Source organism: Pseudomonas sp. MF6747, assembly GCF_963890955.1.
Taxonomy (GTDB): domain Bacteria; phylum Pseudomonadota; class Gammaproteobacteria; order Pseudomonadales; family Pseudomonadaceae; genus Aquipseudomonas.
Genome location: NZ_CAWPSZ010000008.1, coordinates 1 through 25,762, shown reverse-complemented (window position 1 = coordinate 25,762; position 25,762 = coordinate 1). Strand labels below are relative to the sequence as shown.

Genomic DNA, 25,762 nt, shown 5'->3' with positions numbered 1-25,762 from the left:
ATGCGCACCTCGTTGATCATCCCGACCCGCAACGCGTCCAGTCACCTGGCGCGGCTGCTGCCTGCACTGAAAATGCAGACGCTGCAACCGGACGAAATGCTGGTGGTCGACAGCGCCTCCAGCGATGACACCGTGGCGCGCTTTCGCGAGTTCGGCGCCCGGGTCGAGGTGATCGACGCCCGCGACTTCAACCACGGCGGCACACGGCGCTGGGCCAGTGAACAGGTGAGCGGCGAGGCGCTGATCGTGATGACCCAGGACGCGATTCCCGCAGACCCGGAGACCTTCGCCAACTTGCTCGATGAGCTGCAGCAAGACCCGCTCAACGGCGTGGCCTACGGCCGCCAATTGCCGCACCCCGGCGCCGGCGTGCTGGGCGCGCAGTCGCGGCACTTCAACTACCCGCAACACAGCCGTAGCAAGCGCCTGGCCGATGCGCCGCAGCTGGGGATCAAGACCTGCTTCAGCTCCGACTCGTTTTGCGTTTATCGGCGCAGCGTCCTGCAGGCGGTCGGCGGTTTTCCCGCCGATGTGATCGGCAGCGAAGACGCCTACGTCGCTGCGCGCATGCTGCTTGAAGGCTACACGGTGCGCTACGCCGCCACGGCGCGGGTGTACCACTCCCACGATTACCGACTCATGGATGAGTTTCACCGCTACTTCGACATTGACGTGTTCTACGGTCGCGAGCCGTGGATTCGCCAGGCGTTTGGCGATGCCGGCGGTGAAGGTAAACGCTATGTACTGGCTGAGCTCGCGGCATTGCGCGCAGCCCGTGCATTGCACCGCGTACCCGAAGTACTGGTGCGCAGCGCGTTCAAGTTGCTCGGCTATCGGCTGGGCCAACAGGAACGCCGGCTCCCCCTCGCCCTCAAGCGGCGCATCAGCATGTTCCCCGGTTATTGGAGGTGAGCAGCATGACTAACAGGAAGTCCGCCCTTATGAAAAAAACCGTGCTCCTCCTGGCCATGATGGCCTTGGCCGCCTGCAATACGCCGGCACGCATTGTCCCGCCGGATGACCAGACCGTTGAGGACGGCAAGCGCGCCCTCGACCAGCTGGCGCAGCTGCCGCCGGCCGTGGAACGCATCCGCATCGGCGATCAGTTGCGGATCGTGCGCGATGCCGGCGAGATGCCGACGCTGTCGGCGTTCAACGTCAGCACCATCTATGAGCTGACGCTGTACACGGTGCAGACCGACGGCAAGATCAACTACCCGTTCCTGGGGCCGATTCAGGTCGCCGGGCGTCAGCCATCGGAACTGGCTGCGGAGCTGAGCAACAAGCTCGCACCGGTGTACCGCGAGCCGCGGGTGACGGTGAACATCAACCAGGCGCCGGGCAATTCGGTGATCGTCGGCGGCGCGGTGAATAACCCGACCGCGGTGCAACTCGGCACGGCCAACACCCTGGAGCAAGCGATTGTCGGCGCCGGCGGGGTCAACCCTTCGGGCAATGCCAGCATGGTCGCGCTGCTGCGCGAAGATGCCCAGGGCGCCTACCACGCCTACTTCCTGGACTTCAGCCAATACCTCAAGCCCGGCCCGAACGGGCGTAAACCGGTGCACCTGCAACGCGGGGATGTGGTGTTCGTGCCCAAATCCAACGTCGGCGAGCGCATCCAAGGGGTGGATACCTACTTGAACCAACTGATCCCGTTCACCAAGTCCATTGGGGTTGGCTACAACTACACCAAAACCAGCGGCGGCAATAACTGAAGGAGCGACATCCCATGATCGAGATCCGTTCTTTTCGTGATCTTCTGCGCCTGTTTTTCATCTTCCGGCATGAGTTCAAACTGGCAGCCATCGCGGCGCTGGTGATCATCTTGCTGGGGGCCTTTTTGCTGCCGGCCAAGTACGAATCCACCGCGCGCCTGTTGGTCAAGCCGGGGCGCGATTCGACCTTGCCCATCGAGATCAGCAACCGTCAGGCGCTGGTCATGCCCAGCACCCAGCGTGACCCGATTGTCGATGAAGAGCGCTTGCTGACCGGTCGCCCGATCGTACGCACGGTGGCCGAGCACTACCTGGAAGTCATCGCCAACGCGCCGCCGCCGGAAGGCTTCTGGAAGCGCAGCAAGTATTACGTCAAGGAAGGCGTGGGCGCGGTGTTCGACGGTATTCGCGTGGTGCTGGAAACTGTCGGCATCCTCGAAAAAACCACGCCGGTGGAACGCCTGGCAGCGAGCCTGGAGAAAAACTTCGAGGTCAGCCACGCCGTGGGCTCCACGGTGATGGACATCAGCTTTACCTGGGGCGACCCGCAAATCGCCCAGCAAGTGGTCAAGGATTGGGTCGACACGTACATCACCGAACGTACCCAGGCCCTGGGGCGCAAGAGCCTCTACGCCTTCTATGAAGGTCAGGTGAACACCAGCGCCACCGAGATCAAGAGCTACAAGGAGCAAATCCTCAAGCACTTGAACGAAATCGGCGCGGCAAGCATCACCGATCGCCTGGAAGACTTGTCTGAGCGCATCAACGTGTTGCGCGGCGAGACCTTCAACACCGCGCGCCTGATTGCGTCTTCCGACAGCGCCATCCAGAGCACCCGCGACCAGCTCAAGGGTCAGCCCAAGGAAGTCACCACGGTGCGCCAGATCGCACTGAACCCGCAGCAGCAGGATTTGCGTCGCCTGCTTAACCAGAAGCTGCTGGAAAAGGCCGACATGATGCGCACCTACACCGACAACGCGCCGCCCGTCAAAGCTCTGGACGCGTCGATTCGGGCGATGCAGGCCCAGGTTGCGAATGAAAGCAACACGGTGCAGGCCTCGGAAAACCGCGCACCGAACACCCTGGAAATTCACTTGCAGCGCGTGCTGCTGGACGAGTCGAGCAACAACCTGGCCCTGCGCACTCAGCTTGTGCAACAGCAGAAACAGCTGGTGAACCTCGAAGCCCAGCGCAAGCAGGCCCTGGAGATTGAACCGGAGCTGGCGCGTCTTTCGCGCGAGCTGAGCGCCACCGAGCGCAATTACGCGCTGTATGTGGACAACCTGGAAAAATCGCGCATCGACCGTGAGCTGGACAACAGCCAAATCAGCAACATTGCGGTGATTGAAGAAGCCACCCTCAACCCCGGCCGCATCTTCCCGAAAACCCTGCTGATGCTGCTGTTGGCGATCCCGTTTGCCATCGTCGTCGGTTTGCTGGTGATCTACCTGTGCTACCTGCTGGACCAGCGCATTCACGATGGCGGGCTGGTGGAACGCAAGTTCGGCCTGCCCCTGTGGACGACCTTGCCGGAACTGGACACCAGCACCGCGCAGAGCACCAACGCGTTCAATGCGAGCATTTACCGCCTGTACGGCTTGCTGCAATTGGACCGCGTGGCCGAGCAAGGCCTGACATTGGGGTTGACCTCGGCGCGCCACGGCGAAGGGGTGACCTTTGTGGTGGAGCAACTGCGCCACTTGCTGCAGGAGAACGGCATTTCGGTGCGGGTTGGCGGCGTCGAACCGGCCGCTCCGGGCGAAGTGGTGCTGCTGGATGCGTCTGCGCTGCTGGACAACCGCGATGCCTTTATCAACCTGCGCCGCGCCGACCTGATTGCCCTGGTGGTGGAAGCGCAGAAAAGCACAGTGCCGGTGGTGGAGCACGCGCTGTCGATCCTCAACACCGCGTTTGGCAAGGTGGACGGCATCATCATCAACCGGCGCAAATTCGAAGTGCCGGCCAGGGTGCTTAAAACCATCGCCAAATACCGGGGGGCGTTCTGATGCGCATCGCCCTGCTCGCCCCTTTGCCGCCGGAGAAAAACGGGATCGCCGACTACGCGAACCACTTCAAGACGGCCCTGGAGCAGCTGGGCGTGACGGTGGCGACACCGTTGAGCGGCGTGGAAGGCAACAGCGAAGCCATCCGGCAGGCCATCGCCGCCTTCGACTGGCGCAGTGTGGACCTGGTGCACGCCGAACTGGGCGGCGGCCGGCTGGGGGAGTTCCTGGCCCTGCGCGAGCTGCGCAAGGCTTACCCCGAATTGCCGCTGACGGCGACGGTGCATGACCCTGAACGTATCGTCTGGCGACGCGAGCAACTGCCTTTTCCGCTGAACCTGCTGGAACGTTTGCCCAGCCCATTGCCGCAAGCGGCGGTGGTGCTGGCCGACCCGCTGACCTTGCGCGAAGAACGCCATGTCGCCCAAGGCCTGACGCGGCTGATTACCCTCACGCGCCTGGGCGCCGATTGCCTGAGCCAGCGCATGCAACTGCCGGCCGGCAAAGTGGCGGTGATCAACCACGCCAACCTGGCTATCGCTCCCGCGCCGTTACCGGCGCTGGACACCCTGCACCTGCTGTACTTCGGTTTTATCTACCGTGGCAAAGGCATTGAAGACCTGCTGCAAGCGCTGGCGGACGTCTTCAAGCAAGCCCCCGAATTGCGTGACCGTGTGCGCCTGACCCTGGCCGGTGGCACTGCCGCCGAAATGGCGTTTGGCGCGGGCGGCAACTACCTTGAGCAGCTCAACAGCCAGATCGCCGAACTCGGCCTGGCGGGCGCCATCGACTGGCGGCTGAACTTGCCGGCCAGCGAGATTGCACAGACGATCCAGGCGCACCACGTGATGGTGCTGCCGTATCGCGAATCAAAAAAACTCGGCCTGCTGGGGCGCCAGCGCGGCACCAGCGGCGCGCTGTCCTGGGCCGCTGCGTGCGGCCGCGGGGCGATCACCTCGGATGCGCGTGCGTTTGCCGAAGAAGTCGCCAGCGGCAACGGCGCGATCTATCCCCAGGGCGATGTGGCGGCGTTGAGCCAACAATTGCTGCGCCTGGCGCGCACGCCGTCGCTGGCCCGCGACTGGGCCGAACGTGCCGGTGAAATTGGCCGCGAACGCCTGTGGCCGTTGACCGCGCAGAAGTTCAAGCACCTTTTTGAGCAGGCGATTGCGGGAGCCCCTTATGCCGCGTAAACGGACCTACCTTGCGACCCTTGCGGTCATTGCCGCACTGGGTCTAACGGCCTTCCTGTGGGGCCGCCAGGCCGACGCCGAAAACCATGTGCTCAAGGGCAACAAGGTGGTGGTGTGGAAGGATTTTCTGGGCGTGAACGCGCAGTTCCTGTGGTTCAGCCCCACGCTGTATCAACAGCAGATCGACCGCCTCAAGGCACTGGGCCTGGAGTGGGTACGCCTGGATTTGCACTGGGACCAGTTGGAGCCGGTCGAGGGCCAGTATCAGGTCGCAACCCTGGATCAACTGGTCGGCAACCTGCAGGCCAATCAGCTCAAGTCGGTGTTCTACCTCGTCGGTTCGGCGCCCTTCGCGACCACCGCGCCAGCCGGTGCGCCCTATCAGGACCAGTACCCGCCCAAAGACCCGAACGTGTTCGCCAACCGCATGGCGCTGTTGTCGCAACGCTACCCCAGCGTCAACGCGTGGCAGGTGTGGAACGAGCCTAATTTGCTCGGTTTCTGGCGCCCGGTGGCCGACCCCGCGGGCTACGCCGCCTTGCTGACAGCCACCGCATCCGCTTTGCGCGCGGTGGACGCGAACAAACCGGTGGTGGCTGCCGGCATGGCGTTTTTCAGCGAAATGCCCAACGGCCAGACCATGCTTGACGCCCTCGGCGCCCTGGGGGTGGCCAGCCTGAACACGGTGATTTCCTACCATCCCTATACGCAATTGCCCGAGGGCAACGATCCGTCCAACCTGGACTTTATCGCCAAAACCACCGCGCTCAACCAGGCGCTGCGCAATAGCGGCGTGCAAACGCTGTGGAGCACCGAGTGGGGCTGGTCAACCTACCCCGGGCCAAAAGACGCCCAGGACCTGATCACCTTGCAGGGCCAGGCTGATTATGTGGTACGCCGGGTAGCACTGATGAGCGCGATGGATTACGACCGGATCTTTCTGTTCACCTTGAGCGACCTCGACCAGCGTGCCAGTGTGCGTGACCAGTTCTACGGCCTGCTCGACATCGACGCCAACCCCAAGCCGGTCTATACCGCCTTGAAAAACTTCCTCGATGTGAGCGGGCCGCAGCTCACGCCCGGCGATCCGCCCGCCGCCGACCAATTGCCCGACGGCTTGTTCAGCATTGGCTGGACCCGCGCCGACGGCCACAAACTGTGGTTCTTCTGGTCGGCCGAAGGCGGCAACGCACACTTGCCTGGCCTCACCAGCGCCACCCTGTACGACCCGCTGCGCGGGACGCAAACCCCGGTAAGCGGCACCAATGGGCTGACCGTCCCGGTCAAGTCGAACCTGCAAATTCTGTTATGGGATTGAAGCCCGCCATGCGCATTTTATGGATCCTGCCTTACTCGCCCTGGCCCGCCACCAGCGGCGGCAAGACGCGCCAGTTCCATCTGCTGCGCAGCCTGGCCGCGCGTGGCCACCGAATCACCTTGCTGCTGCATGATAAAAACCCGGTGTCGCTGACCGATCGCCAAGTGCTGGAGGCCTTCCTCGAGCAGGTGATCGTGCTGCCGCGCCGCCCACTGCGCAGCGTGAAAACCCTGGTGGCCGGCCTGTTTGCACCGTACCCGCTGCTGGCCAGCGTCAACGGCCTGTCGGGCGCGCTGCAGGACACATTCAATCAGTTGCTCAAAGAGCATTGGGATGTGGTGCAGATCGAGCACACCTACACGTTCCAACCTTATGAAGATGCCCTGGCGCGCCAATCGCAGCCGTTCGTGCTGACCGAACATAACGTTGAATCGGCGCTGGGTGCGGCCACCTACGACCGCCTGCCGCGCTGGGCGCTGCCATTTATTCGCTACGACCAATGGCGCTACAGCCGGTGGGAACACCGCGTGATGCGCCAGGCCGCGCAGGTGGTGGCGGTGACCGACAGCGACGCGCAGGTGCTGGCCAGGATCGCCGGCAAACCGGTGCCGGTGGTGGTCAACGGTGTGGACTGCGATCACTTCGCCGCCGCCCGGCCCGACCCCTCGACGCGCCGCGTGCTGTTTCTGGGCAACTATGAATACGCGCCCAACGTGGACGCCATCGAGTGGGCCCTGGATGAAATCCTGCCCAAGGTCTGGGCGCGCTGCCCGGATGCGCGCATGAGCGTGTGCGGGTTTGGCATGCCCGGCAGTTGGCGTGAGCGTTGGAAGGACCCGCGTATCGAGTGGCAAGGGTTTGTACCGAACCTGTTGAACCTGCAATCAAGTTGTTCGGTGTTTCTGGCGCCGTTGCGCCACGGCGGCGGTTCCAAGCTCAAGGTGCTCGAAGCCCTGGCTGCCGGGTTGCCCTTGGCGAGTACCGAACAAGGCGTGTCGGGCCTGGACCTGATTGAAGGCCTGGATTACCTCGGTGGGCAAACCGCCGACAGCCTGGCGGACGCCGTGGTACGCCTGCTGCAGTTTCCCGACGCCGCCGCGCCCATGGGCGAAGCGGGCCGCGCCTATGTACGCCGCGCGCATGACTGGAGCGTGGCCGCCAGCCAGCTGGAACAGGTATACGCGACGCTCGCGCCGCTCAATCAAAAGGAGCCCGCATGCGTATAGGCCTGGATTACCGCACCGTCGGCACCTCGCCGCAATCGGGGATCAGCCGCCAGGTGTACGCCCTGGAAAATGCCCTGCGCACGCTGCCGGGTGTGGAACTGGCGCGGTTTACCGTGGCACCGCTGGGCGATGAAACCCGCTTGCAGGCGCACTGCCCGGCCTGGGGCTGCGCGAAAACCGCGATGCACCAGCCACACAATCGTCTGCGCTTTGAGGCCGGCTTTTTGCCGGCAGCCTTGCGCGAGCAGCAGATCGACCTGTACATCAGCACGTTCAACATGGGCCTGCCGTTGCCGCCCAAGCCCAAAGGTTTGCGCACCGTCGTGCTGCTGCATGACCTGTTCCAGATCACGTTGAACAACTATCACGCCAACCGCCTCAAAGCGCTGATCTACAAGACCAGCGATCGGCTTTCGATTGCGTACGCGGTGCACAGCGCCGACCGCGTGTGGACGCCGTCACAGTACAGCGCCGATGAAACCGCGCGGCTGTTTCCCAAGGCGGCGGGCAAGATTCGGGTGCTGCCCAATCAAGTCGACAGTTTTGTCGAGCTGGCGGCGGACCTGACGGCGCGTAACCTGCCCGAGCATTACTGGCTGCTGGTGGGCACGCGTGAGTTGCGCAAGAACGTGCCGTTTCTGGTCGACGCCTGGCAGCAGGCCCGCAGCCTGTCACCCGCCGTGCCGGCGTTGGTGCTGGTGGGCAGCCTTGAGCATTTGCCCGAAACCCAGCGCAACCTGCCGGGCATTCGCGCCCTGAGCGGCGTCTCGGATGCCGAGCTGCACGCGCTGTACCGCCAGGCCTCGCGCCTGTGGCAGCCGTCGTATGCGGAAGGTTTTGGTCTACCCGTCATCGAAGCCCTGAGCGTCGGCACCCCAGTGGCCGTGGCCAGCGGCACCTCGCTGGATGAAATCACCCCGCCGTCTGCACCTCGCTTCTCGCCCACCGACGGCCCGGCGCTGGTGCAATTGATGCTGGCGCTGGCGGATCGCGCGGCTGAAGAATCGTCTGAACAACGCCGGCAATGGGCGCAACGCTTCAACCATCAGGCCTATCGCCGGCGCCTGGCTGAACTGATCGAGGAATTGAAATGAGACTCTCCCTGGCAAGCCTCGTCGCGATCCTGTTCGGCCTGTTGTTCGGCGCGCTGGCCCTGATGCTCTCACCGGCCAAGGCGTTTCTCGCCGTGATCGGCCTGGCCGCGGCGGTGACCATCCTGCGCTTCCCGTTCTGGGGTTTGCTGCTGTTCGCCGGCGTCGCGACCTTCATGCCGTACTCGACCGTCAACCTGGGCATTCGCAGCACGGTGAGCGAGGCGATCCTGGCGCTGACCTGGGGCGCGGTGCTGTGGCACAGCTTTCTGTCGCGCGTGCCCGACACGCCGAGCCTGTCACGTCGCCCCACCGACCAGATGCTGCTGTGGCTGATGCTGTTCAGTGTGTTCCCGTTTATCGTCGGCCAGGTCACGATCCACGCCGACACCAGCGGCGTGGCCAACTGGCTGCGCTGGTTGCTGAGCCTGTCGGCGGTGTACCTCTGCGCCAAGTTGCTGACCGACTACAAACACCGCGAATCACTGGTGATCGCCTTGCTGCTGGGCACGCTGGCGATGCTGGTGTTGTCGATTGCGGTGTTTGTGCGCACCCGGTCGGGGGCGGGAATTGCGCCGATCCTGGCGCTGTTCAACTACGGCAACTTCGACATGTTGAAATTCGGCCTGGAGGCGATGTCATCGCGCATGGGCTCGCCGTGGATGCACCCGAATGCCATCGGCGGGATCATGGCGTTGCTGCTGCCGTTGGCGTTCTGCTACGGCATGACCGAACAAGGCTGGAAGCGTGGACTGGGCCTGGGCGTAGCGTGCCTGGGCGCCGCCGCATTGCTGTTGGCCAGTAGCCGTGGCGCGATGGTCAGCCTGGCGCTGGTGCTGATCTGGATGGCGACGCGGCGTGTGCCCTACACCGGCAGGCTGTTGATGATCGGTGCGGCGCTGACGGTCGCGCTGGTGATGGCCTATCCGCCGTTGCAGGACCGCCTGGCGACGATTTTTTCGTCGGACAACGCCAGTACCGAAATACGTTTCGACGAATACCGCATGTTCCCGCAGGCGGTGGCTTCGTACCCTTTCGGCATCGGCTTCAAGGTCGACCCGCCAGTGCCAGGCACGCATTTGCTGGGCATCTCCAACCTGTGGCTGAACTTCATCTACAAGACCGGCATTGTCGGCATGCTGTTGTTTGTCGCCGTCACTGTGCGTTGGTGGCGTGAAGCACGCCCGCAGAAAGGCCCGATCCGCCTGACCAAAGATAACGCGCTGTGGCTGGGCAGCACTGCCGGGATTCTGTCGGCGCTGGTCAGCGGGTTGTTTGACCACTACTTCAGCTTTGCCGTGGTGATGGTGGCGCTGTTCTGGCTGATGGTTGGCCTCAATGTACTGGAGGCACGCCGGCTGTTCCCGGCGCGTCTGCCGCAGGTCAAGACAGTGGCTTATCGCAAGCCGGCCCTTGACGGCGCGCGGCTTTAATCATGCTCGGCTCCGCCGTCTGGCTGACGCTTGCGACCCTGCTGGGCCTGTGCCTGGGGTTCGCCCGCGAGTGGCTGCTGGTGGCCGCCTGGGGCGCGGGCGAGCGCAGTGATGCGTTCCTGATCGCGCTGTTTTTGCCGGAGGCGTTGCGCATGTCGTTGGCCGGTGGCGTATTGAGCGCCGCCGCGCTGCCGCTGTACCTGCAACGCAAGGACGACGAGCGCCTGGATTGGCTGGCGGTGCTGTTTCCGGCCCTGATGCTGATTGCGTTGGTCACCAGCCTGCTGCTAACGCTGCTGGCGCCGTGGCTGGTGCAGTTGCTCGGCCCGGGGCTGGCGGCCAGCGCCACGGCACTGGCGGCCAGCAACCTGCAGATCGTTGCCTGGTGCGTGCCGGGTTTGATGTTGCATGCGCTGTTCAGTATTCCGTTGCAGGCCAGCGAACGTTTTGTGCTGGCGGGGCTGGGTTCGCTGCTGTTCAACCTGCCACCGGTGACCTACCTCGCCGTGGCGGGCACGGCCACCCAACCCCATTCTCTGGCGCTCGCCTGCCTGGCCGGCAGCCTGTTGATGCCGTTGGCGTTGCTGCCCTCGATCTGGCGACAGGGCTGGCGACCGTGGCGCTGGCGACTGAGCTTTACGCCGCTGCGCGAACTGGGCCAGCGCATCGGCCCACTGCTGTTGAGCAATGGCGCCAGCCAGGGCTTGGCGCTGATCGAGCGCCTGGTGGCGTCGCTGCTCGGCGAAGGGGCGGTGACCTGGGTCAACCTCGCCCGCAAGCTGATGAACCTGCCGTTGATTGCGCTGATGAGCCTCAACCAGGTGCTACTGGGCATGATGAGCCGGCGCCAGGGCGATGAGCGCCTGGCGCTGCTCAAGCGCGGCCTGGAGACCGCCAGCGTGCTGACACTGCCGGCAGGCGTCGGCCTGGTGGCCGCGGCCCCCAGCCTGGTGGCGTTGCTGCTGCCCAAGCAATCGGCGGATTCGCCACTGCCGTTGCTGCTGGCGTGGTTTGCCGTGCCGCTGGTGTTCGGTGCCTGGAACGCCCTGCTCGCACGCTATGCCTACGCGGCCGGCGACACGCGCCAGCCGCTGCGTTGTGAATTGCTCGGCAGCCTGGTCAATGTGCTGCTGCTGGGCGCCCTGCCCTTTGTGTTTGGCCTGGCGGGTATACCGCTGGCCGCGCTGGCCGGAGTGATCTGCACGGCCTTGCTGCTGATGCAGCGCCAGGGTTTGCTCGACGCCCTGGCGTGGGCGCGGCATTGGCTGCTCAGTGCGGTGGCGATGGGCGTGGCGGCGTGGGTGTTGTTTCCAATTCAAGGCGTATGGCTGCAGTTGGGGCTCAGTACCCTGGCGGGCATGGTGATGTTGCTGGGCATGGGGCTGTGGCTGAAGCCGTGGCGCAAGGCGTGAATGACCGATCGGGAATAGTCAGATGAAGCATCGTTGGATTCAGATGGATATCGCCAAGGGCATCGGCATCCTGGTGATCGTGTTTGGCCACAGTTGGTTCGTCGCCACCTCGTCGGACCTGCTGTATCCGATCCTCGCTTCGTTCATCCTGCCGTTGTTCTTTTTCCTGTCCGGCGTGTTCTTCAAACCCGAGCAACCGTTCGTGGAGATGGCAGTGCGCAAGGCTGACGGGCTGCTCAAGCCGTTTTTCTTCACCATGCTGGTGTATGTCATCGTGCGCGCCCTGCTGCGCGGCCAACCGCTGCTGCCGGATATTGGCGGCGTGCTGTATGCCTCGGTGGACACCATTCCGTGGCAGGCGATGTGGTTTCTGCCGCACTTCTGGGTGGCGATTCTGTTCAGTTGGGTGATGCTGCGGTTGATCCAGCGCCTGAAGCTGTCGTTGTGGGTGACCTGCGTGCTGATCACGGCGCAGCTGCTTCTCGGAATTTGGCTGTTGCCAGTGTTCTGGCAAATGCCGGTGACGCTCGGCGGTCACAACTGGGTGCTGCCGGGGCTGCCGTTCAGCCTGGATATCACCTTGATCAGCAGCACCTACTTCATCGCCGGCTACCTGGCACGCGATTGGTTGCGTACACATTCGGGATCGTGGCTGACATGCCTGGTCTCGATCCTGTTATTTGCCGCGGTGTTCATTGCTACGTGGGATACCATGGACCTGGCGCAACGTCGCTACGACAGCTGGCTGTGGACCAGCGTGCTGGCGGTGATCGGCGTGTACGCATGCTGGGCACTGGCGCGGGTAATGATGGTGTCGGCACCGCTGACCCGGGCGATGACCTACATCGGCCAGTCGACCCTGATCCTGTTGATCTTCCATGGCGAAATCCAGCACAAGACTGTCGACCTGCTCGAACGCCTGGGCCTGCATTCGTTTCTGGCGGCGTGTGTGGGCCTGGTGGTGGCGGTGGTGGTGCCGTTGATGATCGGGGAAGTGATCAAGCGGGTGGCGTTCCTGCGGTTTTTCTACTTTCCGTTTCCGGTGCGCAAAGCCGTCAAACCTTCAGAAAACCATTAAACCCCTGTGGGAGGGGGTTTGCTCGCGATAGCGGTGGGTCATTCAAAGGTGTTTTGACTGACATTCCGTCATCGCGGGCAAGCCCGCTCCCACAGGGGTTATGTAGGTTCAATCATCAAGCTGTGGCGCGGCGGCCTTGCTGCCGGCTTTTGCGGGCTTGGCCGCTTTTGCGCCTTTGGCGGGCGCGGCGGGTTCTGGCTCGGCAGGCGCGGCGAGTTCTTTTTCAGCCATGGGCATCTGGTCGATGGCGCTGAAGAATTCCTTCAGGTCGAGGGTATCCGGTGGCACGGTTTTTTCGAGTTTCTTCTCGCCGTCCTTGCCGACCAAAATCACTTTGGTGCCACTGCCGGCGCCTAGCTTGAGGGCACGGATCAGCGCGTTGGTTTCAGGCGGCGTGAGCTTTTTGTTGTCCTTGGCGTCCTTGGCAAATTTCTCGCCTTCGGCACCGATGCTGCCGAACTTCACGGTGTAGAACACCATGCTGCGCTCTTCAAAGGACTGCTTGTTGGCAGGCTCATCCAACTGTTTTTTCAGGTTCGCCAATGCTTCGTTACCGGAGTCAAGTTCCACCACCACCAGCGGACGCGACTTGCCCAAGTCCTGCTTGAGCGGGTTGATATCATCCGCGGCCAACAGCGGCCCCGTAAAAGCCATCAAGGTAGCCAGGGTCAGCGACCGGATGAGCATGCGCACCTCCTTTGAATTCCATGCAGGGTTCTTGAGTTTCATGTCTGCGACAGTCAATTTCAAGGATGATTCCTACACCTCGTTAAGAAGCGTAGGTCAGGAAGCCTGCTACGCAAGGGGTTGGGCGCGCGCTACGGTGATTGTTTCTTCTGATTGCGGAAACATCAAGAGACGCCCCATTCCGGCCAATGCCTCGCAAACACGGGCGCCACGACAGGGTCGGCATCCACCTGCGCCAAAGCCTGCGCAAAGCTGGGCGCCAGGTTGCTCAACACCTCGCGCGCCGCGTCCCAACGCGACACGGCTGCGGCCATGATGCCCAGTGCATTCGGCACCTGATTGGGGGCGAACAGCTGGTCGGCGAACTGCTGGGCGAACACCACCCACGCATGGTGCAGATAGCGCCGCGTGCCGGTGGTCAATTGCGTCTGCGCCGCTTCATCCGCGTTGCCCAGCCAGCGTTGCGGGTAGTCAATGATGCCGATGGCCGAGTAGCAATTGGCAGCGATGTACACCAGGCCGCGCAGGATCTGTGCGCGGTTGCCGGCAAGCAGGTCCGAGGCGGGAAATTCCAGGCCCAGGTGGATCAGGATGGCGGCGCTTTCGGTCAGCACCTGGCCATCAGGCGTGACCAGCGTGGGGATTTGTTTGAGCGGGTTGATGCGCGCGAGGGCTTCACTGCCCTCGCCATCTGCCCAGGAACTGGCGTCGATGCGACGCCACGGCACCGCGCAACGTTGCAGGGCAATTTCGATCATGCAGGAGCCGGATTCATCAATGCCGTAAAGCGTGTACATGGGCGTTTCCTCCTTAGCGCAGCAATTTGGCCTGCAAGTTGGCCTTCACCTGCGGCCATTCCGAATCGATGATGCTAAAGCGCACCGAGTTGCGCTTGCGCCCGTCGGGCATGATGCGTTCGTGGCGCACGATGCCTTCTTGTACGGCGCCGAGGCGCAGGATTGCAGCACGGGATTTTTCGTTGAGTTCGTCGGTGGTGAATTGCACACGCACGCAGTCGAGGACTTCGAAGGCGTAGGTCAGCAGCAACAGTTTGGCTTCGGTGTTGATCGCAGATTTTTGCGTCGATTGCGCCAACCAGGTGTGGCCGATTTCCAGTTTGCGATTGGCCCGGTCGACCTTCCAGAATCGTGTGCTGCCGACCACTTCACCCGTGCTTTTGCGCACAATGGTGAAAGGAATCACACTGCCCGCATTGCGCCCGGCCAAGGCGGTGTCGATGTACGTCTCGACGGTGTCCGGGCCGGGCACGTTAGTGACTTTCAGGTTCCACAGCTCGCCGTCGGCGGCGGCGTCGAGCAAGGCACTCGCGTGCTCTCGCTGCAAGGGTTGGAGTTCGACGTGAGTGCCGGTCAAGGTGATCTGGGTCATGAAAAGCTGCGCCGTCTGCGGGTGGTCGTCAGAGGCCAAGAGTGCAGGCTCTGATCCCATCCAGGCAAGCGTTTTAGAACAGGCCCATCTGCCCGCCGACCAGGGTGCCAAAATCATCGTTCACGAACGGCAGAATCGCGTCGGCCACCGGCTGCAATTGCCGCGTGACGTAGTGGTCGTAGTCGATTGGCGCCTGCCGCACTTCGAGCGGTTCCGGGCCGTTGACGCTGATCACGTAGCTGATCCAACCGCCGCGCTGGTACTGGCGCGGGCGTCCCAGGCGGTCGTTGTATTCATCTGCCAGGCGGGCGGCGCGCACATGCGGGGGGACGTTGCGCTCGTAGTCGTCCAACTGGCGGCGCAGCCGTTTGCGGTAGATCAGCAGGTCGTCGAGTTCGCCGCTCAGGGTACGGCGCACGTACTCACGCACGTAGTCCTGATGGGGCTGGCGGTGGAAGATGCGCTGGTAAAGCTCCTGCTGAAATTGCCGGGCCAGCGGTGACCAGTCGCTGCGCACGGTTTCGAGGCCTTTGTAGACCATGTCTTCGCGGCCATCGGCGTGCACGACCAGGCCGGCGTAACGCTTTTTACTGCCCTCCTCCGCGCCGCGGATGGTCGGCATGAGGAAGCGGCTGAAGTGGGTTTCGTATTGCAGTTCCAAGACGCTTTGCAGGCCGTATTCGCTGTGCAAATGCGCACGCCACCAGTCGTTGACGTGCTGCACCAATTGCCGACCGATGCGGCTGGCGTCGTCCGCAGAATGCGCGCTGCCGAGCCAGACGAAGGTGGAGTCGGTGTCGCCGTAGATCACTTCATAGCCCTTGGCCTCAACCAATTCGCGGGTCTGGCGCATGATCTGGTGCCCGCGCATCGTGATCGAGGACGCCAGGCGCGTGTCGAAGAAGCGGCAACCGCTGGAGCCGAGCACACCGTAGAAGGCGTTCATGATGATTTTCAGCGCCTGGGACAGCGGCGCGTTGTGCTCGCGTTTGGCCGCTTCACGGCCTTCGGAGACACGCGTGACGATGGCGGGCAGGCAGTGCCGGGTTCGCGAGAACCGCGCGCCGCGAAAGCCTTCCACCGACTCGCTCGCTTCGGGGTGCTTGAGGCCTTCGATCAGGCCCACCGGGTCAATGAGAAAGCTGCGGATGATCGACGGGTAAAGGCTTTTGTAGTCGAGCACCAACACCGATTCATACAGGCCGGGACGCGAGTCCATGACAAAACCGCCGGGGCTGGCCTGTGGCGGCTTGTCGCCCAGGTTCGGCGCGACGAAGCCCTGGCGGTGCATCAGCGGCATGTACAGGTGGGTAAACGCGGCGACCGAACCGCCGTTGCGGTCGGCCGGCAGTCCGGTGACGCTGGCCCGCTCCAGCAGGAACTTGAGCAACTCGGTCTTCTCGAAAATGCGCGTGACCAGCTCGCAGTCCTTGAGGTTGTAGCGCGCAAGCGCAGGCTTGTCTTCGGCAAACATGCGGTTGATTTCGTCCATGCGCTGGTACGGCGTGGAGATGTCCTTGCCTTCGCCGAGCAGGGTTTGCGCGACGTTTTCCAGGCTGAAGGATTCAAAGCTCCAGGTGGCCGAACGCAGGGCTTCAATGCCGTCGATAATCAACCGCCCCGCTGCCGCCGCGAAGTAGTGATTGCGGCTGCCGTGTTCGCGCCAGGCCATGGCTTCACCGCCACGGCCAAGCAGCAGCGGCACATTGAGGCGCTGGGCATGTTCGTGGAGCACGCGCAGGTCGAACTGCACCACGTTCCAGCCGATGATCGCATCGGGGTCGTGGGTGGCGAGCCATTGGTTGAGGCGCTCGAGCAGTTGCGCGCGGGTGTCGCAATAGTCGAGCTTGAAGTCCACCGCGTCGGTTTTATTCGGCGGGCCGAGCATGTACACCTGGCGCTCGCCGCAGCCTTGGAGGGCGATGGAATAAAGATCGCCCTGGGCAGTGGTCTCGATGTCCAGGGACACCAGTTTCAGCGGCGGGCGGTAGTCGGGGTCGGGTTTCATCTGCGCGTCGATCAGCACGTCGTTGGCGTCTGGTGCGCCGCCGAACCACACGGGAGCGGTGATGAAGCGCTCCATCATGTAGCGCTCGGGCGGGCGAACGTCGCCTTCGTAGACATCGACACCGGCGGCGCGCAGGCGTTTTTCCAGGTCCATCAGCTGGCGGTGTTGGCGCGTGTAGAGGCCCAACACCGGGCGGTGATGGAAATCACACAGCTGCAGCGGGCGCAGTTCGATATCGCGCTCGCCCTTGAGCAACCAGTCGAGCTGTTTGCGATAGGCCTCGGGGATAAACATCACCGAGGTTTGCACGGGTAGCCGCACGCACCGAGGGCCTTGGTCGGTGGCCAGCCAGAAACTGACCTCCGTACCCGCCGCCGTGTCGCGCCAATGCCGGGTCAGGACAAAACCCTGCTGTAAATCCACCGTGCCACACCTCAGGAATCGCTTTCAGGGCGTGATTCTACTCGGCATCCGCGTAAACGCGGCACGTTAACGCGCACGCAGACCGCAATCTCATAAATTTGTTGCAGAACATTAATAACAATCACTATCATTCGCACCGGAGTCGTATCCGCGCAGCGAGGACGCGCAACGTTGTTGCCCTTTTCCTCACATTGACGGTTCGCCGTCAGGATCGACCATGCCCTCCCGTACCCGACTTCGTGTGCCGTTTCGCCCTACCCTGCTCGCCCTTTGCTGCTCCGCGAGCCTTGCTGCTCATGCTGCAACCCCAGTCACCCCGCAGGATGCGAATAACCATCAGGACGGCAACACACTGGAACTGGGTGCCACCAACATCAACGCCGACGCGCCCGCGCCAAACGCGTTACCGCCGGTTTACGCCGGTGGCCAGGTTGCACGCGGCGGGCAACTGGGTGTGCTGGGCAACCAGGACATCATGGACGTGCCATTCAGCATGTCCTCCTACACCGAGAAATTGATTCGCGACCAGCAGGCGCAAACCGTCGGCGATGTGCTGCTCAACGACTCGTCGGTGCGTCAGGCATCGGGCTATGCGAACCAGGCCCAGGCTTTTGTGATTCGCGGCCTGCCGCTCAATGGCGACGACATTTCCTTCAACGGTTTGTACGGCATCCTGCCGCGCCAGATCATGTCCACCGACGCCCTGGAACGGGTTGAAGTGTTCAAGGGGCCCAACGCGTTCATCAACGGTGTAACGCCCGGCGGCTCCGGCATTGGCGGTGGCGTGAACCTGCAGCCCAAGCGCGCCGACGATGTGCCGTTGCGCCGTTTCAGCACCGACATCAGCAGTGATGGCCGAGTGGGTGAACACCTCGACATCGGCCAGCGCTTTGGCGAGGACAACCGCTTTGGTGCGCGGGTAAACCTGTCCCAGCGTGAAGGCGATACGGCCGTTGACGACGAAAACCAGCGCTCGAAGCTGTTCTCGGTCGGCCTGGACTACCGCGGTGATGCGTTGCGCCTGTCGGGTGACTTTGTTTATCAGAAGCAGCAAGTGAACGGCGGGCGCAATACGGTGTTGCTCGGCAGTGGCCTGACCCACATCCCCAACGCCCCGTCTGCCGACACCAACTACGCGCCGAACTGGGGCACCACCAGCCTCGAAGACACGTTCGGCATGTTGCGGGGCGAGTACGACCTCAACGACAACTGGACCGCCTACATTGCCGGCGGTGCCAAGCACACCAACGAACTGGGGCGTTACTCGTCGGTCACCCTGAACGACGCGCTGGGGAATGCCACGGTCAGCGGCTCGAACATCGCGCACCAGGAAGACAACACCAGCCTGATGGCCGGCCTGAACGGCAGGTTCCAGACCGGCGCTGTCAGCCACAAGTTGAACCTGGGCCTGACCGGCATCTGGACCCAGACCCGCAACGCCTTCGACTTTGCCGCCGGCAGCCAGCCAACCAATATCTACAATCCGGCCGACGTGTCTGCACCGGCCAAAGGCGGGTTCACTTCCGGCAGCGACCTGAACGACCCAGGCATCACCGCCAAGACCTTCGCCCGCAGCGCAGCGGTGTCGGACACCTTCGGCTTTATGGATGACCGCCTGCTGTTCACGGCAGGTCTGCGCCGCCAGGAACTGGTGGTTCAAGGCTATGCGTACGGCACCGGCACGCGCACTGCCAATTACGCCAAGGGCATCACCACACCGGTGTATGGCTTGGTGTTCAAGCCTTGGGACCATGTGTCGCTGTATGCCAACCACATTGAAGGCCTGGCTTCGGGGCCGACCGCTCCGAGCACGTTTGGCAGCGCCACCAGCGTGACCAACGCCAACCAGACCTTCGCACCGGCCCGCTCGAAACAGACCGAAGCGGGCGTCAAGGTTGATATGGGCACCTACGGAGCGACACTGGGCGTGTACCGCATTGAACAGCCGACTCAAGGTTACTCCCAGCTGAATGCGGACGGCACCGCCACCTATGTCTTCCAGGGCGAGCAAGTCAACAAGGGCGTTGAGCTGAACGTCTTCGGTGAACCGGTCAGCGGCCTGCGCCTGCTGGGCGGCGCAACGATTATTCACACCGAGGTCAACGGCACGGCAAACGGCGCCAACGACGGCAACCGCGCCATTGGTGTGCCGTCGTTCCAGCTCAACGCCGGGGTGGAGTGGGATGTGCCGGGCCTGCAAGGCGTAAGCGTCAACGGCCGGATGCTGCGCACCGGCGGCCAGTACGCCGATGCAGCAAACAACCTGAGCCTGCCGGCCTGGAATCGCTTCGATGTGGGTGCGCGCTACAACTTCAAAGTGGCTCAGCGCGAAGTGACGTTGGGCGCGACCGTGGAGAACGTGGCCAATACCAAGTACTGGGAATCTGCGCTGGGTGGCTATTTGACCCAGGGCGATCCGCGGGTGGCGAAGCTGTCGGCGACGGTGGATTTCTAAAGTTACAACGTGGCGGGTCAGCGAATTTGCGCATCGCTGACTCGTCACTAGACTCAAGGGCTTCTCACACATGGAAGTCCCTTCAATGAATGTACCTCGCTCCGTGCGCCGGGCCCTTGCTCTGGTCACCCTGGTGTGCGCCGGCAACCTTGCCGCTTACGCCGCCGACATCCCGCTGTCCAAATCCCTTGAAGCCGATGAAGTGACCACCAAGGTGCTGTCGGTCGATGCCGCCACCCATCAGGTGGTGTTGGAAGGTGCCGAGGGTAACCCGGTGCATGTGCAACTCAGTGATGACGCCAAAGACTTGGCCAATCTCAAGGTTGGCGATCAAGTAAAAGTGCTGACCACCCATTCGGTGGCTGCGGTACTCGACACCGACGTAGATAAAAGTGCCCCGGACTCAAGCGAAAGTACCGGCGTGGTGCGTGCCACGGCCAGTAACCCGCACCCTGGCGGTGCGGCTTTCCGTCAGATCCAGGTACAGCTGAAGATTACCCATATCGACCTGAACAAAAACCAAGTGACCCTGGAAAACCCCACCGGTGCCACGAAAGTGCTAAACGTTGAAAAACCGGAGATCCGCGCCGGCCTCAAGGACCTCAAGGTCGGGCAAAGTGTGCTGGTGACCTTCACCGACACCCTGGAAATCACCACAACTCACGAAGGCTGACAGCGATGAACACGGGCATCATCAAGATGCCCGGTTAAGTCAGGCGCGACGCGCCTGAGCCAGATAGGTTTCGATGTTGTTCATTTGCTCATCCCAGCCACGTGAATTCATCTTGAAGGCCTTCTGGCGTCGGGCCTCGGGCACCGCATCAAACCCGGACTCAACCACCCGCAGTAAAATGCCTGGCGCACGGTCTTCGATGGTGAACTCCACCAAGGTGGGCGTTTCACTGTCGTAGTCGACACCCTCCTCGACCGCATAAGGATGCCACCAGAAGGAAAACAGGGTTTGTGGCAAGACCCTTTCGATTTTGGCCTTCCATACCACATGCTCATAGCCTGGGTAGGTAATCGGGGCTTCGAGGGTTTCCCCGGCAGCAAAGGTTTTGCCCTTCAGGGCAATACCGAACCAATTGCCGAATTGCTCGGCATCTGTGAGGGCTTCCCACACCTGTTTACGTGGAGCGTTGAGCAGGACTTTTCGTTCGATGCGATCTAATACGTGCATAAGTCACCTCCTCCATTGACAGTAGGCGACATCGACCAATGCGCAACCTTGGCGTGCGCGCGCGATGACGATGACCCCATCCTTGATCAGGTAATACGTTATGACTGACCCGTTGAATGGAAGTTGCTTCTGCAAAGCCGTGTGCTACCAAGTGGACAGCCTGGACATGCCCATCAGCCACTGCCACTGCGACAGCTGCCGCAAGGTGCATGCAGCAGCGTTCGTGGCCACGGCCGGGGTGATGCGCGAACATTTCCGTTGGACGCAGGGCGAAGCGCTGCTGTCATCGCTTGAATCGTCGCCGGGCAAATTCAGGCATTTCTGCTCGCGATGTGGCTCACATCTGATGGCGGAGCGTAAGCATCAGCCCCACGTGATTGTGCGAGTGGCGACGCTGGATGATGATCCGGGCGTGCGGCCCACCTCGCACATCTGGACGGCCCATGATGTGCCTTGGCTCGTCTATCAAGGTGTAGAGCACTGGGACGAGTGGAAGGTCTGAGTCAGACGTGCGGGTCACCCGGGGCTTTGGCCGGCGTCGCGTATTGCGGCTTGAGGTGGCCTTCCTGGTCGAGCAGCCAGGCATCCATGATTTGACGCACCACAGGGCCCGCCACACGACCGCCGGCTTCACCGTTTTCGATCATTACCGAGATCACGATTTTCGGGTGTTCGGCCGGCGCGAAGCCGACAAACAAAGCGTTATCGCGATGGCGTTCCAGGGTCTTGTTGCGGTTGTAACGCTCGCCCTGTTTAATCGCGACCACTTGCGCGGTACCACTCTTGCCGGCGATGCGATACTGGGCGCCGACTGCCGCAGCCCGGGCGATACCGCGCGGGTCGTGCATCACCAGTTGCATGCCATGGTTGACCTGTTCCCAATCACGCGGGTCCTTGAGGACCACGTTGGGCATCGGGTTCTCATCCACCGGCGGCACGCCATTGATGGTCTTGGCCAGATGCGGCCGGTTCCATACGCCTTTGTTGGCAATCAAGGCAGTGGCCTGGGCCAGCTGCAATGGCGTGACTTGCATATAGCCCTGGCCGATGCCGAGAATCACCGTTTCACCCGGGAACCACGGCTGGCGTCGTGTCGCACGTTTCCAGGCCTGGGAAGGCATCAGGCCGGCTGACTCTTCGAACATGTCGAGAGAGACTTTCTGTCCCAGCCCGAATTCGGCCAAATAATCGTGCAGACGGTCGATGCCCAGCTTGTGGGCAAGGTCGTAAAAGTAGGTGTCGTTAGAGCGCATGATCGCCGCGTCCATGTCCACCCAGCCGTCGCCGCTGTGGTTCCAGTTGCGGTATTTGTGGTCAAAGTCGGGCAACTGGTAGTAACCGGGGTCGAACACGCGGGTTTGTGCGGTAACCACGCCACTGTCGAGACCGGCGATGGCCACTTCCGGTTTGATGGTCGAACCGGGCGCATAAAGCCCGCGCAGCACACGGTTGAACAGCGGCCGATCAATGGAGTCGTGCAACGCCGCGTATTCCTTGAAGCTGATACCGGTCACGAACAGATTAGGGTCAAAGCTCGGCTTGCTGACCATCGCCAGTACTTCGCCCGTTTGCGGATCGAGGGCGACAACCGAACCACGGCGATCGCCCAAGGCTTCTTCTGCCGCTTCCTGAAGTTTGACATCGAGGCTCAGAACGATGTTTTTGCCGGGGATCGGGTCGGTGTGCTTGAGCACGCGCAGTACGCGGCCCTGCGCATTGGTCTCGACCTCTTCATAGCCGACATGGCCGTGCAATTCGGACTCGTAGAACCGCTCGATACCGGTCTTGCCGATGGACTGCGTACCTCGGTACTCCACCGAATCAAGAGCCTTGGATTCTTTTTCATTGATTCGGCCAACGTAACCAATCGAGTGGGCAAAATGCGCGCCCAGCGGGTAATGACGGACAAATTGCGGCTCGACGTCCACGCCAGGCAAACGGAATTCGTTAACGGCCAGCACGGCGATCTGTTCTTCAGTCAATTCGTAAAACAGCGTCACGGGCACAAAAGGATGACGAGCCTGCTTCAGCGCCTTGTCGAACACCGCGCGGTCTTCGGCGGGCAGGTGCAGCAGGTTGACGATGGCATCCAGCTCACCCTTGAGGTCGGTTGTGCGTTCACGGGTAATCGTCAGGTTGTAGCTGGGACGGTTGTCGGCCAAAACCACGCCGTTGCGGTCATAGATCAACCCGCGCGTGGGCGTAATCGGCAGTACATGGACCCGGTTGTTTTCGGAAATCGTGGAGTGGTAGTCGTACTGCACCACTTGCAGGAAATACATGCGGCCCACCAGGGCGCAGGTGATGCCGATGACCAATAACGCACAGGCAAGCAGGCGCTTGTTGACCAGACGGTTTTCTTTTTCGTGATCCTTGATCGGTATCGGTTCAGGCATTTCTACAGCATCTCGTTGAAGAAGGTCGACGCCGCGTCCTGCGGATGAAAAATCAATCCTTGTGAAAATGTGCTGCACCATACCAAAAATGCAGAAACACTTTGCATCGATTTCCCCAACGGCATGCTGTTTTGTCAGGAGAGCACGGATTTAGGCTCCAGAAAGGCCTCCAATCCGAAGGTGCCGTACTCGCGACCTATGCCTGATTGTTTGAAGCCGCCAAAGGGTGCACGCGGCTCGTGGGCCAGGGTATTGATCAACACGCGACCGGCGTCGATACGGGAGGCCAGTGCATGCGCCCTTTGCAGGTCTGAGGACAGAATGTAAGCCTGGAGGCCGTAGGGCGTATCGTTGGCGATTGTCAGCGCTTGCTCCTCGTCATCGTAGGGGATGATCGACAGAACAGGCCCGAAGATCTCCTCACGAGCGATGGTCATCTGGTTGGTAACGCGACTGAAGACGGTGGGCCTGATGAACCAGCCGGCGTCGATGCCATCAGGCAAGCCGGGGCCACCCGCCAATAGGTAAGCGCCCTCCTCGATGCCGATCTGAATGTATCGCTGCACCCGCTGCCACTGCTTGAAGCTGACCATAGGACCGATGCGGGTGGCAGGATCATTAGGGTTGCCGGCCCGGATACCGGCGACCTGCTCGGTTACCAGCGCTTCTACTTCAGCCAAGCGTTGGGCGGGGACAAGCATGCGGGTGCCGGCAATGCACGCCTGGCCGCTGTTCATGAACCCGGCCTGAAGCGCCATCGGTATAGCCGTTTTCAAGTCCGCATCTTCGAGAATCAATACCGGCGACTTCCCGCCTAATTCCAACGTGATGCGCTTCAACGTTTCAGCGCCTGCGCGCAGGATCTGTTTGCCTACAGCGGTAGAGCCGGTGAATGAGACTTTGGCTATATCCGGATGTGTACTCAGTACAGCACCGACGGTTTCACCACGGCCGGTAACAATGTTGAACACTCCAGGCGGCAGGCCCACCTCATGAAGGGCGCGTGTAACGATTGAGGTCTGGGTGGCGCTCATTTCACTCGGTTTAATCACGGCAGTGCAGCCAGCGGCCAATGCAGCAGCGAGTTTGCCGCAGATGAAGCCGGCGTTGCTGTTCCAGGGCGTTATCAGTGCGGCCACACCGATGGGCTGCATCGTCACCTCTGCGATACCCAGATGCTGGGTGAAATCGTAGTCCTCCAGCACGGTCGCGGCGTCAAGCAAGACGCTGGCGGCATGCTTGGCCATCCACGATGCACGGGATACCGGGGCGCCATATTCTTCGATGATTGCCTCGGTCAGCTCTGCTTCTACGCAAACAATGGCGGCGTGCATGCGCTTGAGATAGTCGACACGCACGGCTTTTGTGGTGCGCGAAAACTCGGTGAACGCCTGCTTTGCCGCGCTGACGGCATTCATAGCGTCGCGTTCGTCTGCCAGGCGAACCTGACCAATGCGTTGGGCATTGGCGGGGTTGAACAGGTCAAAAAGCTCTTCACCGTGAGGCGTTACAAATTGGCCATTAATATAGATCTGGTGGATCTGATGCATGGGAATCTCCGAAGTCACCGAATTGGTCTGCCTCACGGTAAGCCACTATCATTGACCTGATAATCCGTATAAATCGGCATGACTTGATGAGCAACTTAGGACAATGAACACCTCAGGTTTAAACGAATTGGAGGCGGTGCTGGCAGTCGCCCGGCATCGCAGCTTTCGCGCAGCGGCGACGGAACTGAATGTTTCGACATCGGCGCTGAGCCATTCAATCGCTGCACTTGAGGCACGGATGGGCGTTCGCTTGTTCAACCGTACGACACGCAGCGTGTCACTGTCGGAAATCGGTGCGGAGTTTGTCAGCACCATTACGCCAGCCCTTTCGACTATTCGCGTGGCGCTTGAACAAGCGGGAAATAGCCAGTCGGCACCGAGTGGCACCTTGCGGCTTAATACCTCAGCAGGCGCCGCCAAGCAGGTGATGCCGTTATTGCTGGAGTACATGCGGCGCTATCCGCAGATGAAGCTGGATATCGTCACTGAAGGTCGACTGGTCGACATTGTGGCTCAAGGGTTCGATGCAGGTATCCGTCTTGGCGACAGCGTTCCACAAGACATGATCGCCGTCGATATCAGCCCACCTCAGCGATTTGCCGTACTGGGCAGCCCAGCCTATTTTGCCAGCCACCCTACCCCTTTAAGCCCGCTGGACTTGAGCGCCCATGAATGCATTCGCAGCCGCATGCCGAGCGGCTCGATCTATCGCTGGGAGTTTGAGCGTCACGGCGAGTCCATTGCCGTAGATGTAAACGGTGCGTTGACGCTGGACAATCCGACATTAATGCTTCAAGCAGCCAGAGCGGGGATGGGATTGACCTATTTGACAGAGTGGAATGCTGCTGCAGACCTGGCTGCGGGGGCGCTGATACGCGTGCTTGAAGAGTGGACACCAACGTTTGACTCGTTGCGTCTCTACTACCCTGGTAGGCGGCATGTACCGGCCGGGTTGAGGGCGCTGATTGAGCTGATCAAGGAGCGAGGGTTCTGATACACAAGTTCTGTATCAGCTAGCACGCGTATGATCCACGCCCATTGGCAGCACGCTTGCACTTGTTCTTTTCGACCGCCCAAAACAAAGCCCCTGTTTGCGTTAGCAAACAGGGGCTCTGGAATTTAATCTTGACGATGACCTACTCTCACATGGGGAAACCCCACACTACCATCGGCGATGCATCGTTTCACTGCTGAGTTCGGGA

The 25,762-nt window shown here is 61.8% G+C and carries 21 protein-coding genes and 1 rRNA gene; 14 read left to right on the top strand and 8 right to left on the bottom strand.

Annotated features, from left to right (window positions below):
- From AACW30_RS09595 to AACW30_RS09550, 10 genes are read left to right on the top strand one after another with little or no spacing between them, the layout of a single operon-like run.
- A complete protein-coding gene (locus tag AACW30_RS09595) occupies positions 1 to 912 on the top strand; it encodes a glycosyltransferase family 2 protein (protein WP_200624871.1) in 912 nt (303 codons plus the stop codon).
- Between the two features lie 29 nt (positions 913 to 941).
- Entirely contained in the window at positions 942 to 1,718 is a 777-nt protein-coding gene (locus AACW30_RS09590; protein WP_200624870.1) for a polysaccharide biosynthesis/export family protein, read from the top strand.
- Between the two features lie 14 nt (positions 1,719 to 1,732).
- The gene (locus AACW30_RS09585) at positions 1,733 to 3,724 is read left to right on the top strand and encodes a GumC family protein (RefSeq protein ID WP_200624869.1); all 1,992 of its coding nucleotides are present in this window, start codon (positions 1,733 to 1,735) and stop codon (positions 3,722 to 3,724) included.
- A complete protein-coding gene (locus tag AACW30_RS09580; RefSeq protein ID WP_200624868.1) occupies positions 3,724 to 4,914 on the top strand; it encodes a glycosyltransferase in 1,191 nt (396 codons plus the stop codon). Before AACW30_RS09585 ends, AACW30_RS09580 begins: the two co-directional genes overlap by 1 nt.
- Positions 4,904 to 6,232 (top strand): cellulase family glycosylhydrolase, encoded by a 1,329-nt coding sequence (locus AACW30_RS09575; RefSeq protein ID WP_106580037.1) that lies wholly within the window; start codon positions 4,904 to 4,906, stop codon positions 6,230 to 6,232. Before AACW30_RS09580 ends, AACW30_RS09575 begins: the two co-directional genes overlap by 11 nt.
- An 8-nt stretch (positions 6,233 to 6,240) precedes the next feature.
- Positions 6,241 to 7,458: a glycosyltransferase family 4 protein gene (locus AACW30_RS09570; RefSeq protein WP_106580036.1), complete on the top strand. Its 1,218-nt coding sequence runs from the start codon at positions 6,241 to 6,243 to the stop codon at positions 7,456 to 7,458.
- Complete coding sequence (locus tag AACW30_RS09565; RefSeq protein ID WP_200624867.1) at positions 7,449 to 8,552, top strand: glycosyltransferase family 4 protein; 1,104 nt, start codon at positions 7,449 to 7,451, stop codon at positions 8,550 to 8,552. The genes AACW30_RS09570 and AACW30_RS09565 overlap by 10 nt, the downstream gene beginning before the upstream one ends.
- On the top strand, positions 8,549 to 9,982 hold the full coding sequence (locus AACW30_RS09560; protein ID WP_124416930.1) for an O-antigen ligase family protein: 1,434 nt from the start codon (positions 8,549 to 8,551) through the stop codon (positions 9,980 to 9,982). Before AACW30_RS09565 ends, AACW30_RS09560 begins: the two co-directional genes overlap by 4 nt.
- 2 nt (positions 9,983 to 9,984) lie before the next feature.
- Positions 9,985 to 11,394: a murein biosynthesis integral membrane protein MurJ gene (gene murJ, locus AACW30_RS09555; RefSeq protein WP_200624866.1), complete on the top strand. Its 1,410-nt coding sequence runs from the start codon at positions 9,985 to 9,987 to the stop codon at positions 11,392 to 11,394.
- 22 nt (positions 11,395 to 11,416) lie between these two features.
- A complete protein-coding gene (locus tag AACW30_RS09550; protein ID WP_200624865.1) occupies positions 11,417 to 12,472 on the top strand; it encodes an acyltransferase family protein in 1,056 nt (351 codons plus the stop codon).
- Positions 12,473 to 12,580: 108 nt separating this feature from the next.
- On the opposite strand, the gene AACW30_RS09545 is transcribed toward AACW30_RS09550, so the two are convergent.
- From AACW30_RS09545 to AACW30_RS09530, 4 genes are all read right to left on the bottom strand, one after another.
- Positions 12,581 to 13,159: a DUF4174 domain-containing protein gene (locus tag AACW30_RS09545; RefSeq protein ID WP_106580031.1), complete on the bottom strand. Its 579-nt coding sequence runs from the start codon at positions 13,157 to 13,159 to the stop codon at positions 12,581 to 12,583.
- Positions 13,160 to 13,323: 164 nt separating this feature from the next.
- The gene (locus AACW30_RS09540; protein ID WP_106580030.1) at positions 13,324 to 13,956 is read right to left on the bottom strand and encodes a glutathione S-transferase N-terminal domain-containing protein; all 633 of its coding nucleotides are present in this window, start codon (positions 13,954 to 13,956) and stop codon (positions 13,324 to 13,326) included.
- Between the two features lie 13 nt (positions 13,957 to 13,969).
- The gene (locus tag AACW30_RS09535; protein WP_106580029.1) at positions 13,970 to 14,548 is read right to left on the bottom strand and encodes a GNAT family N-acetyltransferase; all 579 of its coding nucleotides are present in this window, start codon (positions 14,546 to 14,548) and stop codon (positions 13,970 to 13,972) included.
- A 73-nt stretch (positions 14,549 to 14,621) separates the two neighbouring features.
- Complete coding sequence (locus AACW30_RS09530) at positions 14,622 to 16,979, bottom strand: DNA polymerase II (protein ID WP_200624864.1); 2,358 nt, start codon at positions 16,977 to 16,979, stop codon at positions 14,622 to 14,624.
- 217 nt (positions 16,980 to 17,196) lie between these two features.
- Here AACW30_RS09530 and AACW30_RS09525 point away from each other — a divergent pair, with 217 nt between their 5' ends.
- Positions 17,197 to 19,434, top strand: coding sequence for a TonB-dependent receptor (locus AACW30_RS09525; RefSeq protein WP_200624863.1), 2,238 nt, complete (start codon positions 17,197 to 17,199; stop codon positions 19,432 to 19,434).
- An 85-nt stretch (positions 19,435 to 19,519) separates the two neighbouring features.
- Positions 19,520 to 20,107, top strand: coding sequence for a hypothetical protein (locus AACW30_RS09520; protein ID WP_200624862.1), 588 nt, complete (start codon positions 19,520 to 19,522; stop codon positions 20,105 to 20,107).
- 39 nt (positions 20,108 to 20,146) lie between these two features.
- Here AACW30_RS09520 and AACW30_RS09515 read toward each other — a convergent pair whose 3' ends face one another.
- A complete protein-coding gene (locus AACW30_RS09515; RefSeq protein ID WP_119739328.1) occupies positions 20,147 to 20,614 on the bottom strand; it encodes an SRPBCC family protein in 468 nt (155 codons plus the stop codon).
- Positions 20,615 to 20,714: 100 nt separating this feature from the next.
- Between AACW30_RS09515 and AACW30_RS09510 the strand changes: the two genes are divergently transcribed.
- Complete coding sequence (locus AACW30_RS09510; protein ID WP_200624861.1) at positions 20,715 to 21,116, top strand: GFA family protein; 402 nt, start codon at positions 20,715 to 20,717, stop codon at positions 21,114 to 21,116.
- A gap of 1 nt (position 21,117) precedes the next feature.
- Here AACW30_RS09510 and mrdA read toward each other — a convergent pair whose 3' ends face one another.
- Both mrdA and AACW30_RS09500 read right to left on the bottom strand, forming a co-directional pair.
- Complete coding sequence (mrdA, locus tag AACW30_RS09505) at positions 21,118 to 23,010, bottom strand: penicillin-binding protein 2 (RefSeq protein ID WP_106580023.1); 1,893 nt, start codon at positions 23,008 to 23,010, stop codon at positions 21,118 to 21,120.
- A 134-nt stretch (positions 23,011 to 23,144) separates the two neighbouring features.
- Positions 23,145 to 24,560, bottom strand: coding sequence for an aldehyde dehydrogenase family protein (locus tag AACW30_RS09500; RefSeq protein ID WP_200624860.1), 1,416 nt, complete (start codon positions 24,558 to 24,560; stop codon positions 23,145 to 23,147).
- A 103-nt stretch (positions 24,561 to 24,663) separates the two neighbouring features.
- Between AACW30_RS09500 and AACW30_RS09495 the strand changes: the two genes are divergently transcribed.
- Entirely contained in the window at positions 24,664 to 25,554 is an 891-nt protein-coding gene (locus AACW30_RS09495) for a LysR family transcriptional regulator (protein WP_119739321.1), read from the top strand.
- 129 nt (positions 25,555 to 25,683) lie between these two features.
- Here AACW30_RS09495 and rrf read toward each other — a convergent pair.
- Positions 25,684 to 25,762: ribosomal RNA gene (rrf, locus tag AACW30_RS31510) — 5S ribosomal RNA — on the bottom strand; the annotation flags it as partial.